Source organism: Dyella lipolytica, assembly GCF_030160075.1.
Lineage (GTDB): Bacteria > Pseudomonadota > Gammaproteobacteria > Xanthomonadales > Rhodanobacteraceae > Dyella_B > Dyella_B lipolytica.
On sequence record NZ_BSNQ01000003.1, the window covers coordinates 280,555 to 295,448 of the forward strand.

General features: G+C 61.9%; 15 protein-coding genes. All 15 read left to right on the forward strand.

Annotated elements, in window-relative coordinates; all coding sequences use genetic code 11:
- Window positions 1-92: 92 nt before the first annotated feature.
- The 15 genes from fabF (at window position 93) to nuoG (ending at window position 14,894) form a co-directional block, all read left to right on the forward strand.
- Window positions 93-1,331 carry a beta-ketoacyl-ACP synthase II gene (gene fabF, locus QQL64_RS02850; RefSeq protein WP_284395765.1) on the forward strand — a complete coding sequence of 413 codons (1,239 nt, stop codon included), beginning with the start codon at window positions 93-95 and terminating at the stop codon, window positions 1,329-1,331.
- A complete protein-coding gene (locus QQL64_RS02855) occupies window positions 1,331-2,680 on the forward strand; it encodes an aminodeoxychorismate synthase component I (RefSeq protein WP_284395768.1) in 1,350 nt (449 codons plus the stop codon). The genes fabF and QQL64_RS02855 overlap by 1 nt, the downstream gene beginning before the upstream one ends.
- Window positions 2,680-3,495 carry an aminodeoxychorismate lyase gene (gene pabC, locus QQL64_RS02860; RefSeq protein ID WP_284395770.1) on the forward strand — a complete coding sequence of 272 codons (816 nt, stop codon included), beginning with the start codon at window positions 2,680-2,682 and terminating at the stop codon, window positions 3,493-3,495. Before QQL64_RS02855 ends, pabC begins: the two co-directional genes overlap by 1 nt.
- Complete coding sequence (gene mltG, locus QQL64_RS02865) at window positions 3,492-4,532, forward strand: endolytic transglycosylase MltG (protein ID WP_284395771.1); 1,041 nt, start codon at window positions 3,492-3,494, stop codon at window positions 4,530-4,532. Before pabC ends, mltG begins: the two co-directional genes overlap by 4 nt.
- The gene (gene tmk, locus QQL64_RS02870; protein WP_284395773.1) at window positions 4,529-5,164 is read left to right on the forward strand and encodes a dTMP kinase; all 636 of its coding nucleotides are present in this window, start codon (window positions 4,529-4,531) and stop codon (window positions 5,162-5,164) included. Before mltG ends, tmk begins: the two co-directional genes overlap by 4 nt.
- Window positions 5,161-6,096 (forward strand): DNA polymerase III subunit delta', encoded by a 936-nt coding sequence (gene holB / locus QQL64_RS02875; RefSeq protein WP_284395774.1) that lies wholly within the window; start codon window positions 5,161-5,163, stop codon window positions 6,094-6,096. Before tmk ends, holB begins: the two co-directional genes overlap by 4 nt.
- Window positions 6,096-7,022 carry a PIG-L deacetylase family protein gene (locus QQL64_RS02880; protein ID WP_284395776.1) on the forward strand — a complete coding sequence of 309 codons (927 nt, stop codon included), beginning with the start codon at window positions 6,096-6,098 and terminating at the stop codon, window positions 7,020-7,022. Before holB ends, QQL64_RS02880 begins: the two co-directional genes overlap by 1 nt.
- A gap of 102 nt (window positions 7,023-7,124) precedes the next feature.
- Window positions 7,125-7,478: a PilZ domain-containing protein gene (locus QQL64_RS02885; protein WP_284395778.1), complete on the forward strand. Its 354-nt coding sequence runs from the start codon at window positions 7,125-7,127 to the stop codon at window positions 7,476-7,478.
- A gap of 304 nt (window positions 7,479-7,782) precedes the next feature.
- Entirely contained in the window at window positions 7,783-8,139 is a 357-nt protein-coding gene (locus QQL64_RS02890; RefSeq protein ID WP_284395779.1) for an NADH-quinone oxidoreductase subunit A, read from the forward strand.
- Window positions 8,130-8,687 (forward strand): NuoB/complex I 20 kDa subunit family protein, encoded by a 558-nt coding sequence (locus QQL64_RS02895; protein ID WP_115476777.1) that lies wholly within the window; start codon window positions 8,130-8,132, stop codon window positions 8,685-8,687. Before QQL64_RS02890 ends, QQL64_RS02895 begins: the two co-directional genes overlap by 10 nt.
- A 10-nt stretch (window positions 8,688-8,697) precedes the next feature.
- Window positions 8,698-9,426, forward strand: coding sequence for an NADH-quinone oxidoreductase subunit C (locus tag QQL64_RS02900; RefSeq protein WP_284395780.1), 729 nt, complete (start codon window positions 8,698-8,700; stop codon window positions 9,424-9,426).
- A 2-nt stretch (window positions 9,427-9,428) separates the two neighbouring features.
- Window positions 9,429-10,688: an NADH-quinone oxidoreductase subunit D gene (locus tag QQL64_RS02905; RefSeq protein WP_284395782.1), complete on the forward strand. Its 1,260-nt coding sequence runs from the start codon at window positions 9,429-9,431 to the stop codon at window positions 10,686-10,688.
- Between the two features lie 18 nt (window positions 10,689-10,706).
- Window positions 10,707-11,234 (forward strand): NADH-quinone oxidoreductase subunit NuoE, encoded by a 528-nt coding sequence (gene nuoE, locus QQL64_RS02910; RefSeq protein WP_284395784.1) that lies wholly within the window; start codon window positions 10,707-10,709, stop codon window positions 11,232-11,234.
- 10 nt (window positions 11,235-11,244) lie between these two features.
- Complete coding sequence (nuoF, locus tag QQL64_RS02915) at window positions 11,245-12,570, forward strand: NADH-quinone oxidoreductase subunit NuoF (RefSeq protein ID WP_284395785.1); 1,326 nt, start codon at window positions 11,245-11,247, stop codon at window positions 12,568-12,570.
- A complete protein-coding gene (nuoG, locus tag QQL64_RS02920; protein ID WP_284395787.1) occupies window positions 12,567-14,894 on the forward strand; it encodes an NADH-quinone oxidoreductase subunit NuoG in 2,328 nt (775 codons plus the stop codon). The genes nuoF and nuoG overlap by 4 nt, the downstream gene beginning before the upstream one ends.

Consider the following 14,894-nt stretch of genomic DNA (forward strand, 5'->3'; position numbering starts at 1 on the left):
CCCGTATGGTGTGCAGGTCGGCGCGCATCGCGATTTGTGGGGGGTGATGCCTGACGGCGGATCCTTCCCGAAACAGCAAGGAACTTTGATCCATGAGCAAACGACGTGTGGTAGTGACCGGCATGGGCATCATCTCGCCGGTCGGCAACGATATCGCCACTGCCTGGGACAACATCCTCAAGGGTGTCAGCGGTATTGGTTCGGTGACACATTTTGACGCCACCACGTATGCCACCCGCATCGCGGGTCAGGTGCGCGACTTTGATCCGCTGCAGTGGATGCCGCCCAAAGACGTCAAAAAGATGGATCCTTTCATCCATTACGGCATTGCTGCGGGCACGCAGGCCCTGCGCGATTCCGGTCTGGAAGTGACCGAGGCCAACGCGCCGCGCATCGGCGTGGCGGTGGGTGCCGGCATCGGCGGCCTCAACACCATCGAAGACACCGCCATCGAACTGCACGAAAAGGGGCCGCGCCGCGTCTCCCCGTTCTTCGTGCCCAGCTCGATCATCAACATGGTGTCGGGTCATCTGTCGATCATGTTCGGCCTGAAGGGCCCGAACATCGCCTGCGTGACCGCATGCACCACGGCTACTCACAACATCGGCCTGGCCGCACGCATGATCCAGTACGGTGATGCGGATGTAATGATCGCCGGCGGTGCCGAATTCTCGACCACGGGTACGGCGATGGCGGGCTTCTGCTCGGCCAAGGCCATGTCCACCCGCAACGACGAGCCGCACAAGGCAAGTCGTCCGTGGGACAAGGACCGCGACGGTTTCGTGTTGTCCGACGGTGCCGGCGTGCTCGTGCTTGAGGAATACGAACAAGCCAAGGCTCGTGGCGCGCGCATTTATGCCGAGCTGGTCGGCTTCGGCATGAGCGGCGATGCGTACCACATCACCGCGCCCAGCGAAGGCGGCGAAGGTGCTGCGCGTTGCATGGATGCCACACTGCGCGACGCCGGTATCAATCCGACCGACGTGCAATACATCAATGCACACGGCACGTCGACGCCGTTGGGTGACCTCGGCGAAGTGCTGGCGGCCAAACGCGTGTTCGGCGATCACGCCTACAAGTTGGCGATGAGTTCGACCAAGTCGACCACCGGTCACCTGCTGGGTGCCGCTGGCGGCGTGGAAGCGATCTTCAGCATTCTCGCCATGCGCGATCAGGTGCTGCCGCCGACGATCAACCTCGACGAGCCCGGCGAAGGCTGCGATCTCGATTTCGTGCCTCATACGGCGCGCGACGCGAAAATCGAGGTCGTCATTTCCAACTCGTTCGGCTTCGGCGGTACCAACGGCACGCTCGCCTTCCGTCGCATCTAGTGACTTGTGTGACTCGTACGCTCGCCGGCCGGCGCGATCTGCTCGCGCCGGCCGCTGCGTTTCCGGAGCGCTATCCAGCGCTACTCGAGAGCGTGACGCGAGGAAGCGCGCATGCGCGCTACGACATTCTGTTTGCGTTCCCACGCGCAACGCTTAGCTTGACCTCCAACGGCCGTGTGCACGATGCCGAAGGGCAAACACACCCTGGCCGTTTTCTTGATGCACTTGATGCTGCGTGGCGCGCAGAACGCTTGCCGCACGGTGCCGACGATGGATTGCCGTTCCATGGCGGCTGGGTGCTGTTGCTCGCATACGAACTCGCAGCGGAAATCGAACCGACGCTGCACTTGCGTCCGTCGGAACAGTTACCGGTAGCGATGGCTGTCCGTTGCCCGGCGGCGATCATCGTCGATCATTTGCGTGAACGGACCATGCTCGTGGCCGAGGCAGGGCAGGCCGACTTGCTCGATGCGATGGAAGCCGATCTCGATGCGGTACCAGTCATTCGGCCGCTTGCGACGCCCGAAGCTATCGAGGAAGACGCGCCATCACTGTTTCTCGATGGCGTAGAGCGCATCCACGAACATTTGCACGCCGGTGACGTGTTTCAGGCAAATCTTTCGCGTGCCTGGCGCGCGCGTTTTGCCGAGGCACCTTCGGCAGCCAGTCTTTATGCCGCGTTACGTCAAGCCAATCCGGCGCCGTTCGCCGGTCTACTGCAACAAAAGCATTGGGCGATCGTCAGTTCTTCGCCCGAACGTCTGGTCGAGGTGCGGCGTGGTATGGCGCAAACCCGGCCGATTGCAGGCACGCGGCCCCGCGTGGCCGGCGATGACGATCTGGCACGTATCCGCGAACTCAGCGCCCATCCGAAGGAACGCGCCGAGCACGTGATGTTGATCGATCTCGAACGCAACGATCTCGGCCGCGTCTGCCGGCCAGGCACGGTCGAGGTCAACGAATTGATGGTGGTGGAAAGCTACGCACACGTGCACCACATCGTCTCAAACGTGCGAGGCCGTTTGCGCGATGGCGTGACCCCAGGGCAGGTCATCGCCGCAACCTTCCCGGGTGGCACGATCACGGGTTGCCCCAAAGTGCGTTGCATGGAGATCATCGCAGCGCTGGAAGACGCACCACGTGGTGCTTATACCGGTGCGCTGGGTTACCTCGACCGCAATGGCGACCTCGACTTGAATATCCTGATTCGCACGTTGACCTTGAGCGACAACGAAGTAAGCCTGCGCGCCGGCGCCGGCATCGTGGCCGATTCCGTCGCGGAGAAGGAACTGGACGAAACACGCGCCAAGGCCCGCGGCATGCTGCGGGCGCTAGGAGTCGACGGCTGATGATGCTGGTCAACGGCCAGCCGCGAGATAGCGTGTCTGCGCTTGATCGTGGGTTGAGCTACGGCGATGGGCTGTTTGAAACGATACGTTTCGTCGGTGACAAGGCGCCGCTGTGGTCCAGGCATACGCAACGCCTGCTTGCCGGTTGCGCACGCTTGAAGATACCCGCGCCCGATCCGCAGCAGCTGTGGCAAGAAGCGCTGTTGGTCAGCATGGGGCTCGAACAATCCGTAGTGCGTATTACGGTGACTCGCGGTGTTGGTGAGCGAGGCTATGCGCCACCAGTTTTGAGCTCCGCGACACGTGTCGTTGCAGCGTTCGCCATGCCTGCAGTACCTGCGCTGGTCTACAAAAACGGCATTCGCATGCATCTATGCCAGACGGCGCTCGCTGATCAACCGCTGCTGGCCGGCATCAAGCATCTGAACCGGTTGGAGCAGGTGTTGGCGCGCGCCGAGTGGAGCGATCCTTCCATCGGGGAAGGGCTGGTGTGCGATCAGCACGGCAACGCAGTTTCGGCGACCGCCGCCAACCTGTTTGCCGTCATCGACGGCGTACCGGTGACCTCGACGGTGGATCGCTGCGGTGTGGCCGGCGTGGCTCGTGCGGTGCTGCTTGATGCGCTGCCTACCTGCCAGATTCGTGATCTGCCGCTCACTGAGTGCTTGCGCGCCTCCGAACTCTTCCTCAGTTCCAGCATTCGCGGCATCCTGCCGGTTCTGGCCGTGGGCGATACCGTGTACGCTCCCGGGCCGGTGACCCGCGCCATGCAGCGGCATTGGCGCGATCTCGGATTTCCGACGGAGCAGGCATGAAACGAAACAGTGCAAACGTCGGGCGCGCGTCGTGGCGCCTTCTGTTGTTAGTCCTGTTGCTGGTATTCATCGGTACCGCCGCCTGGTTCTGGCGTGATTTCACACGGTTCGGCACCACCCCGCTGCACGTCAGTGAGACGGGCGAGAGTGTTGAGATCGGGCGCGGCACCAGTTTCAAAGACATCGTGCACCAGCTGCGCGGCCAAGGTCTTAGCACGGCTGCACCGCTGTACTGGCGCCTGCTTGCCGAGCAGATGCATGTGTCGGGCCGGCTACACGCGGGCGAGTACGCGATCGAGCCCGGCATCACGCCGCAGCAGCTGTTGACCAATATGGCAGAAGGCAAGGTATTGCAGCGCGACGTCACCATCGTCGATGGCTGGACCTTCCGCGAGGTATTGCAGGCCTTGGCCAAGGCGGACAAATTGAAGCACGACACGGCCGGTGTCGATGACGCGACGATCATGCAGAAAATCGGCGCACCCGGCGAAAAACCCGAAGGAAATTTCCTGCCGGAAACCTATGCCTACGTAAAGGGCGACAGCGATCTGGACATACTGCGTCGCGCGCATGCGGCCATGAGCAAGACATTGGCGACGTTGTGGACACAACGTGCGCCCGATCTGCCGTTGAACTCGCGCTACGACGCGTTGATCCTTGCCTCCATCGTCGAAAAGGAAACGGGTCGCGCCGATGAAAGACCACGCATTGCGGGCGTCTTTATCCGTCGCCTGCAAAAGAAAATGCTGTTGCAGACCGATCCCTCCGTGATCTACGGCATGGGGTCCAGCTACGCGGGCACGATCCACAAAAGCGATCTGACCACCGACACGCCTTACAACACCTATACACGACCGGGCTTGCCGCCGACGCCGATCGCGATGCCAGGCAAGCCGGCCATCGAGGCGGCCCTGCATCCGGCAGCGGGCGACGAGCTTTATTTCGTGGCACGTGGCGACGGCACACATGCCTTTGCCAATACGCTAGACGAGCAGAACCGCAACGTTGCCTGTTATCAACTGAAGCATTGCCAATGAATCGGCGAGGACGTCTCATCACGCTCGAAGGCGGCGAAGGCGCCGGCAAGAGCACCTTGTTGGCCGGGCTGCACGATCATTTGTTGCAGCGTGGCGTGCGTCTGCTGCAGGTGCGCGAGCCCGGTGGCACCGATCTGGGCGAGGCGATTCGCTCGATCGTGCTCGATCCATCTCATCCTCACATCAGCGCCGAAAGCGAACTGCTGCTGATGTTTGCGGCGCGTGCGCAGCTGGTGCGTGAGCGCATGCTTCCCGCGCTGGATGCGGGGCAGTGGGTGCTATGCGATCGTTACGTCGATGCGAGTTATGCCTACCAGGGAGGAGGGCGCGGACAGCCGCAGGAGCGAATCGCAGAACTGGAACGCTGGGCCTGCGCGGGACTGAAGCCGGACCTGACGTTGCTGCTCGATTTGTCGGTGTCGACGGGACGCGCACGTGCCGCTGGTCGCGGCGCAGCGGATCGCATCGAGACTGAAGCCGATGCATTCTTCGAGCGTGTTCGCCAAACCTATCGCGAGCGAGCGGAGGCCGAACCCGAGCGTTTTCGTGTGATCGACGCCAGCCAGTCGCCGGATAAAGTGCTGCAAGCGGCAGTGGCCGCCGTTGCACATTTGTTCGAGGTCGATACATGAGTATTCCGTCGTGGCATAGCGAACACTGGACGCGTCTGCAAGCGCGTCGCCAACGCGATGCCTTACCGCACGCGTTGTTGCTGTGCGGGCCGCGTGGACTAGGCAAGCGTGATTTTTTGAGGCGCTTCGTACGCGGACTTTTGTGCCAGCGACCCCAAGAAGGTGATGCCTGCGGCACCTGCCGTAGCTGCTTGTTGTTCGACGCTGGCACGCATCCCGACTACGTTGCGTTGAGCTACGGTCTGCGCAAGGACGGTGTGCAGCGTTCGGAAATCGTAGTCGACCAGATCCGTGAACTGTCCGCGCGACTAGCTACGGCCAGCCAATTCGGTGGCTGGCAGATCGCCAGCATCGATCCGGCCGATGCGATGAATGCGGCGGCGGCCAATGCCTTGCTCAAGACACTGGAAGAACCCGCTTCGCAAACCATGCTGATCTTGGTAGCCGATGCGCCGTGGCGCATGCCGGCCACCATCCGCAGTCGCTGCCAACGCATCGATTTCCAACTGCCTGCGCAGGCGGAATCGCTGGCCTGGTTGCAAGACGTAGGCGTGCGCGAGGCACCCGCTGCCCTGGCTGCTGCCGGCGGCAACCCAGGGCTTGCGCGCATCTGGGCCGAAGAGGGAGCACTCGCGCAGCGGCAGGATGTCCGCAAGGATCTTGCTGCGCTGGCCGCCGGGCGTGGCGATGCGATGGAAATGGGACGGCGCTGGCTCGACAACGCGCCCGATCAACGATTGTGGTTTGCCGCGCAAGCCGTGGCGGACGAAATGCGTGCCCGCGCCGCGACACAAACAGGTCCCCTTGCCAGTGCGCTCGACATCGAAGGTCTCGGCGCGTGGTATGACGCTGCGAACCGTGCGCGCGAAGCGTTGCGAGGTCCGCTGCGCGGCGATCTGTTACTGCTGGAGTTACTGGGGCGTTGGCGCTGATGCAGCCATTGTCCGTTTCTACGCAAACCCGCCTGCTGGTGGTGGCGCCGCATCCGGACGATGAAACGCTAGGTTGCGGGTTGCTCATCCAGCAAGTGTTGGCCGCAGGGGGAGCGATCCGGCTACTTTTGCTGACGGACGGCGACAACAACCCATGGCCGCAGCGTTACATCGAACGTCGTCTGCGCATCGACGATACAGCGCGTCTGCGCTGGGGCGCGCGACGTCGTAGCGAAGTGACGCGGGCGATGGCACATCTCGGCGTGCCCGCTTCTGCGCTGCAGGCCCTGGGCTGGCGGGATATGGAGATAACCCACCACTTGCTCGACGATGTGCCCGGCGCAATCGCCGCGATGCGCACGGTATGGCAAGAGTTCCAGCCGACGTTGGTCTGCTGCCCAGCGCTCGGCGACAGCCATCCGGACCACGGAGCGGCGCACGTGTTATGCCGTTTGGCGCTGACCGGCGTAACGCCTTCGCCGATGCTGCTGGCTTATCCCGTCCACGGCGTGACTGACCCATCGGCTTACCCCATCCTGATCGAGGCCGCGCCTGGGCAGCAGCAACGTAAACTGCAAGCCTTGGCCGAGCACAAGACACAGATGACGCTCAGCGGGGGTCGCATGCGCCGTTTCGCGCTTAGTCCGGAACGGTATATGCACAGCGAAACCGTGACGAGCGATCCACTACGGTTACCCTGGCAACCACCGTCTGTTTTGCGGCGCTGGTTGCGGCTACTGGTCGCCTCATCTGACAGCGTCCAGGATTGGCGCTGGTCGGAGGCGCCCGTCGTTCGCGATCCGGACGGGATGTACCGGTGGCAGTGGCCCCCGGGCTTATCCATCCCGGCTCCCGTATTCGTGAAGCTCTACCTGGACTGGCCTTCGCCCTGGATTTTCGATCACTGGGGCTGGCACGCCTTGTGAGGCCGCTTTCGCAGTTCGCAACAATAGCTTTGCGCAAGAAGAGGCAGCTGGTTACGATGCAGTCTCACCATCCGCCGACAGCGTTGCACGACAGGAGCAGGCATGAACCCGGTCGCCGCCCGCCAGGGCATTATCTCGCTGAAGTTCAAAGATACGGCGTCGCTCTATAACGCATATATGCCATTCCTGAAGCATGGCGGCCTGTTCGCGCCCACCGCGCAGCGCTATGCGCTGGGTGACGAAGTCGTGTTGCTGATCAGCCTGATCGACGAAAGCGAGCGTCTTTCGGTGGCAGGCAAAGTGGTGTGGATTACCCCGATCGGCGCACAAGGCAACCGTACCGCCGGTATCGGCGTGCAGTTCAATGAATCGGCCGACGGCGAAGCGGCGCGTAGCCGTATCGAGGCCCTGCTTGCCGGCACGCTTGGTTCCGAGCGCGCCACGCATACGATGTAATTCGCACTAGCGGCTGTTTGCATGCAAGGCAGGAAAGGGCCTACGCACCATACGGAGCGGCCCTTGCTTTGTATTTTCCTGTTGGTTCTTGCAAGAAACGTCCATGTTGCGCCACACAAGGCTTGTCGGCCCACCCATGCGCGCTGATACAATGTCGCGATCCCCGGGCCCGCCCCGGGGATCGTCGAGCACCTGCATCCTGCATGTCAGCATTCAGGGCTGGACAGCCCGCTGAATCGAACTTCCGGACCGTTTACCCCAACGGTCACTGATGCACCTGCATGGTGCGGAGGTAAGTTAAACCGTGCTTGCCGAATATTGGCCAGTTCTCCTGTTCATCGCGGTTGCCGCCGGAATGGGCATCGTCCTTATCACACTCGGCCTGCTGGTCGGTCCGCGTCGACCCGAACCAGACAAGCTCTCACCCTACGAGTGCGGCTTCGAGGCTTTCGAGGATGCGCGCATGCAATTTGACGTGCGCTATTACCTCCTTGCCATCCTCTTCATCATTTTCGATCTGGAAATCGCCTTCCTCTTTCCGTGGGCGGTGGTGTTCAAGCAGATCGGCATTGTCGCGCTGATTGAAATGGGCCTGTTCCTGCTGTTGCTGGTGATCGGTTTCGCTTACGTGTGGAAGAAGGGAGCGCTGGAATGGGAGTGATCTCCGCCATTGATCGGGTGATGCACAACCCGCAGCCGTTGAACGTGGTCGACGACATCTTGCGTCCGGCCGGCGACAACCCTGTCATCCAACGCGGTGCGGTCACGACCACCGTCGACGCGCTGATGAACTGGGCGCGCACCGGTTCGATGTGGCCGATGACCTTTGGTCTTGCTTGCTGCGCGGTCGAGATGATGCACGCCGGCGCCGCGCGTCTGGACCTGGACCGCTACGGCGTGGTGTTCCGTCCCAGCCCGCGCCAGTCTGACGTGATGATCGTGGCCGGTACGCTGGTCAACAAGATGGCGCCCGCGCTGCGCAAGGTTTACGACCAGATGCCCGACCCGAAATGGGTGATCTCCATGGGCAGCTGCGCAAACGGCGGTGGTTATTACCACTATTCCTATTCTGTGGTGCGCGGCTGCGACCGCATCGTGCCGGTGGACATCTACGTGCCGGGCTGCCCGCCCACGGCCGAAGCGTTGATCCACGGCATTTTGCAGTTACAGAAGAAAATCCGTCGTACCAGCACCATCGCGCGTTCCTGAAGGCTCCATCATGAGCGATACGCAAACGAACTCGCTGGTCGAGCGCCTTTCCGCGCGATTCGGCGATTTGCTGAAAATCACCGTCTCGCACGGCCAGACGACGGCGGAAGTCGCTGGCGGTAACTTGCTGTCCGTGGCGACCGCGTTGCGCGACGAGCCCGGCTTTCGCTTCACCGAAGCGGTTGACCTGTGCGGTGTCGATTATCTCGGCTACGGCCAGACCGAGTGGGATACCACCGACGTCACCAGCACTGGTTTCTCGCGTGGCGTGGAAGGCGAAGCACAAGGTCGTTTCAACTGGGCCGACCGTCCGCGCGATGTTTCGAAGCCACGTCGTTTCGCTTCCGTGTTCCATTTGTTGTCGATTGAGCACAACCAGCGCCTGCGTGTGCGCGTGTTCTGCGACGACGACAGTCTGCCGGTGCTGCCGTCTCTGGTGCATATCTGGCCGGGACTGAACTGGTTCGAACGTGAATCGTTCGATCTGTTCGGCATCATTTATGACGGTCATCCGGATCTGCGCCGCATCCTTACCGACTATGGCTTCGTCGGTCATCCGTTCCGCAAGGACTTCCCGCTGATCGGCAACGTCGAAGTGCGCTATGACCCCGAGCAGAAGCGTGTGATCTATGAACCCGTTTCCATCGAACCGCGCGTGTTGGTCCCGCGCGTGATCCGCGACGACGCCGACCTGATCCAGGCCAAGGCCGAAGCCGCCGACCACTGGCGGGAGAACTGAGCATGAGCGTCCAAGAAATCCGCAATTACACGATGAACTTCGGCCCGCAGCATCCCGCTGCGCACGGCGTGCTGCGCCTGGTGCTGGAGATGGACGGCGAAACCGTCGTGCGCGCCGATCCGCACGTGGGTCTGCTGCATCGTGGCACCGAAAAGCTGGCCGAATCCAAGCCGTTCAATCAGTCGATCGGCTATATGGATCGTCTCGACTACGTGTCGATGATGTGCAATGAGCACGCTTACGTCCGCGCCATCGAGACCCTGCTGGGAATTCAGGCGCCGGAGCGTGCGCAATACATCCGCACGATGTTCGACGAGATCACCCGCATCCTGAATCACTTGATGTGGGTGGGCTCGAACGCGCTCGACCTTGGCGCGATGGCGGTATTTCTCTACGCCTTCCGCGAACGCGAAGAGCTGATGGACTGCTACGAAGCCGTGTCCGGCGCACGTATGCACGCCACCTACTATCGCCCCGGCGGCGTGTATCGCGATCTGCCCGGCAAGATGTCGCAGTACCGCGAGTCGCCCTGGCACAAGGGCAGCGATCTTAAGCGCCTCAACAGTTGGCGCGAAGGCTCGATGCTCGACTACCTCGATGCTTTCACTTCGGACTTCCCGACCAAGGTGGATGAGTACGAAGAGCTACTCACCAACAACCGCATCTGGAAGCAGCGTACCGTTGGCATCGGCGTCGTGTCGCCCGAACTTGCCCAGCAGTGGGGCATGACCGGTGCGATGATTCGCGGTTCCGGTATCGCTTGGGATCTGCGCAAGAAGCAGCCGTATGCGAAGTACGCCGATATGGATTTCGACATACCGGTCGGCGTCAATGGCGATTGCTACGACCGTTACCTGGTGCGCGTCGAAGAAATGCGCCAGTCCAATCGCATCATCAAACAGTGCGTGGCTTGGCTGCGAGCCAACCCGGGCCCCGTGATGGTGGAAAACTTCAAGGTCGCGCCGCCCAAACGCGAGGCCATGAAGGAAGACATGGAAGCGCTGATTCATCACTTCAAGCTTTTCACCGAAGGTTATGGTGTGCCGGCGGGTGAAACCTACGCCGCGGTTGAAGCCCCGAAGGGCGAGTTCGGTTGCTACCTGGTTTCCGACGGCGCGAATAAGCCGTTCCGTGTACACCTGCGCGCGCCGGGCTTTGCCCACCTGTCGTCGATGGATGCTCTCGTGCGCGGCCACATGCTGGCCGATGCCGTGGCTGTGATCGGCACCTATGACCTCGTGTTCGGCGAAGTCGATCGCTGAGCCCGGAGGAACGAACACATGAAAGTCACCGGAAATTACGAGCAGGTCAAAAACGTCGATCCGCTCGTCGTGCTCAACGAGCACACGCGTCATCACATCGATCACTGGCTGGGCAAGTTTCCGCCGGATCGCAAGCGTTCCGCGCTGATCCAGTCGCTGTTCGCCGCGCAGGAGCAGAACAATGGCTTCCTGACCGATGAGCTGATCGCGGCTGTCGCCAAGTACATCGACGTGCCGACCGTGTGGGCCTACGAAGTGTCCAGCTTCTATTCGATGCTGGAAACCAAGCCCGTCGGGCGCAACAACGTCGCCGTCTGCACCAACATCTCGTGCTGGCTCAATGGCGGCGAAGATATCCTTCGTCACTGCGAGAAGAAGCTCGGTATCAAGGTGGGCGAGAGCACTGCGGATGGCCGCGTGTATCTGAAGAAAGAAGAAGAGTGCATCGCTGCCTGCGTTTATGCGCCGGCGATGACGGTCAATGGTCATTACCACGAGCGCCTCACGACCGAAAAGGTCGATGAGATTCTCGACGGTCTGAAATAAGGTCAGGGCAATGGCAGTCGGACCCGCACCCCAGGAACACCAGGTCGTCTACACCACGCTGCATTTCGACAAGCCGTGGGCGATGGACAGCTATCTGCAAGTGGACGGTTACAAGGCGTGGAAGAAGATTCTCGCCGAAAAGCCCGATCCCGCTTCGATCGTCGATATCGTCAAGAACAGCAACCTGCGCGGCCGTGGCGGTGCGGGCTTTCCCACCGGTTTGAAGTGGTCCTTCATGCCCAAGGGCAACATGCAGAAGTACATCCTCTGCAACTCCGACGAATCCGAGCCCGGCACCGCCAAGGACCGCGACATCCTGCGCTACAACCCGCATGCGGTGGTCGAAGGCCTGGCGATCGCGTGCTACGCGACCGGCTCGACGGTGGCCTACAACTATCTGCGTGGTGAATTCCATCATGAGCCCTTCGAGCATTTCGAAGAGGCGCTGAAGGAAGCCTACGCGGCCGGCCTGCTCGGTAAGAATATTCAGGGCACAGGCATCGACGTGGACATCTATGGCGCGCTTGGCGCGGGTGCTTACATCTGCGGCGAAGAAACCGCATTGATGGAATCGCTCGAAGGCAAGAAAGGTCAGCCGCGCTTCAAGCCACCGTTCCCGGCCAACTTCGGTCTGTACGGCAAGCCGACCACGATCAACAACACCGAGACGTATGCTTCGGTGCCCGCGATCCTGCGTAACGGTGCCGAGTGGTTCCTCAATCTCGGCAAACCAAACAACGGTGGTCCGAAGATCTTCTCGGTGTCCGGTCACGTCAACCATCCGGGCAACTTCGAGATCCGCCTCGGCACATCGTTCAAGGATCTGCTTGAGATGGCCGGTGGCGTTCGCAACGGCAACAAGCTCAAGGCGGTCATTCCTGGCGGCTCCTCGATGAAGGTGCTCAAGGCCGACGAAATGATGGTCGCCACCATGGACTACGACTGTCTGCAGAAGGCAGGTTCGGGCCTGGGCTCCGGCGCTGTGATCGTGATGGACGAGACTACCTGCATGGTCAAAGCCTGCCATCGCATCTCGCAGTTCTATCACGCCGAATCCTGCGGCCAGTGCACCCCGTGTCGCGAAGGCACGGGCTGGATGTACCGCGTGCTGACCCGCATCGTGGAAGGCAAGGGCACGCTGGACGATCTGCATCGCTTGAAGGCTATCGCGGGCCAGATCGAAGGCCACACGATCTGCGCGTTCGGCGAAGCCGCCGCGTGGCCAGTGCAGGGCTTCCTCGCCAAGTTCTGGGATGAATTCGAATACTACGTGCAGCACGGCCGGTCGATGACCGAAGACCAGCTTGCCGAAACCCGCCGTGGAGTCGCTGCATGAGTGCGCAGCCAGCCAATACCGCGCCTGATCTGCTGAACATCGAAATCGATGGCAAGCCGACACAGATTCGCAAGGGCGCGATGATCATCGAAGCGGCCGACGCTATCGGCGTCGCGATTCCGCGCTTCTGCTATCACCGCAAACTTCCTATCGCCGCCAACTGCCGTATGTGCCTGGTGGAAGTGGAAATGGGCGGCCGCCCCATGCCCAAGCCGCAACCCGCGTGCGCCACGCCGGTGGCCGAAGGCATGAAGGTCACGACGCGTACCGCCGGCGCGCTGAAGTACCAGCGCGACGTGATGGAATTCCTGCTGATCAACCACCCACTCGACTGCCCGATCTGCGATCAGGGTGGCGAATGCGAACTGCAGGACGTGGCGCTCGGCTACGGTCGTAGCGTGTCGCGCTACACCGAACGCAAGCGCACTATCGCCGATGAAAACCTCGGCTCGCTGGTCGCTACCGAGATGACTCGCTGCATCCAGTGCACGCGCTGCGTACGCTTCACCAGCGAAATCGCCGGCACTTATGAGCTGGGCGGCATGAGCCGCGGCGAGAACCTGCAGATCGGTACGTACATCGGCAAGACGCTGGAAACCGAGCTGTCGGGCAACATCATCGATGTGTGCCCGGTCGGCGCGCTTACCAACAAGCCGTTCCAGTTCAAGGCACGTGCGTGGGAGCTGATCGCCAAACCATCGATCGCCTATCACGATGCGTTGGGCTCGAATCTCTGGCTGCATACGCGCCGCGGTGAGGTGCTGCGCACGGTGCCGCGCGATAACGAAGCCATCAACGAATGCTGGCTGTCCGATCGCGACCGTTATAGCCATCAGGGTCTGTATGCCGCCGACCGCGTGCGTACTCCCGAAGTGAAGCGCAACGGTCAGTGGCAGGGTACGACGTGGGACGACGCTTTGGCGGTTGCCGCCGACGCGCTGAAGAGCGTTCCTGGTAGTGATGTCGGCGTGCTGGTGCATCCGTCCACCACCAACGAGGAAGGCGACCTGCTCGTGCGTCTTGCGCACGGTTTGGGCAGCGCTCACATCGATCATCGTCTGCGTCAGCTCGATTTCGCCGACAACGCCGTTGCGCAGCCGTTCGGCATGCCGGTGGCGGAAGTCGACAAGGTGAAGGCGGCGCTGCTGGTCGGCTCCAATCTCCGCTACGAGATGCCGCTGCTCAACCACCGCATTCATCAGGCGGTGAAGAAGGGCGCCAAGGTTTACGCCGTCAATCCGGCAGAGTTCCACTTCAACTACAAGCTGGCCGGCGAAGCCATCGTTGCGCCGCATGCGTTGGTCGATGCGTTGTTGTCGTTGGCGAAGGCGGCGGTAGCTGCTGGCGCGACGGCTCCGGCGAATCTCGCCGATGCCATCAACAGTGCTGCAAACGATCAGGGCGACAGCGATGCGATCGCGGCGCTCAAGTCCGGTCATGCCGTGGTGATTCTGGGCGATGCCGCTGTGACGCATCCGCAGGCTTCGTGGCTGCGTGCCATCGCACGCTTCGTCGCCGAAGCCACGGGGGCCGCTTACAACGAGTTGCCGGCTGGCGCCAACGCCATCGGTCTGGCCAAGGTCGGCGTGCTACCAGGCAACGGTGGTCTGGATGCGCAAGCCATGCTGGCGCAGCCGCGTAAAGGCTATGTGCTTTACGGCGTGGAATTGCCGCACGACTTCGCCGACGGTTCGGCTGTAGTCAATGCGCTGCACGGTACCCAGCACATCATCGCGTTTGCCGCGTTTGCTACGCCGCAACTTCGCGATGTGGCCGACGTCATTTTGCCGATCGGCCTGCTGCCGGAGATCGACGGTACGCTCGTGAACGTCGACGGTCTCGCACAGCACGTGGAAGCGGGTGCCAAGGCACCGGGTACCGATGTACGCGCGGGTTGGAAGGTGCTGCGTGCCCTCGGTGGCCAGATGAAGTTGCCGGGCTTCGAATTCGATGATCTCGCCGGTTTGCGCAACGGCATCACTGAGCACGTGGCGGTGGCGAAGCAGGGGCTTTCCGCACGCAAGACCGTGCAGGGGCTGAGCCGCCTTGCGACGTGGCCGATTTATCGCAGCGACGCTGTGGTTCGCCGCGCCACGGCTCTGCAGGCGCATCCGCTCAATCGTGCAGCAGCCGTGCGCGTAAACGCGGAAGAAGCGCAGCGTCAGGGCCTGGCTGAGGGTGGCCTGGTCAAGCTTGCGAACGTCGTCCTGCCGCTGGTCATCGATTCAACGGTGCCCGATGGCGCTGTGTGGATCGAAGCCGCACACGATCAGACCGCGACGCTGCCGCCTTACGGCGCGGCCATCACCTTGAGCAAGGCGTAA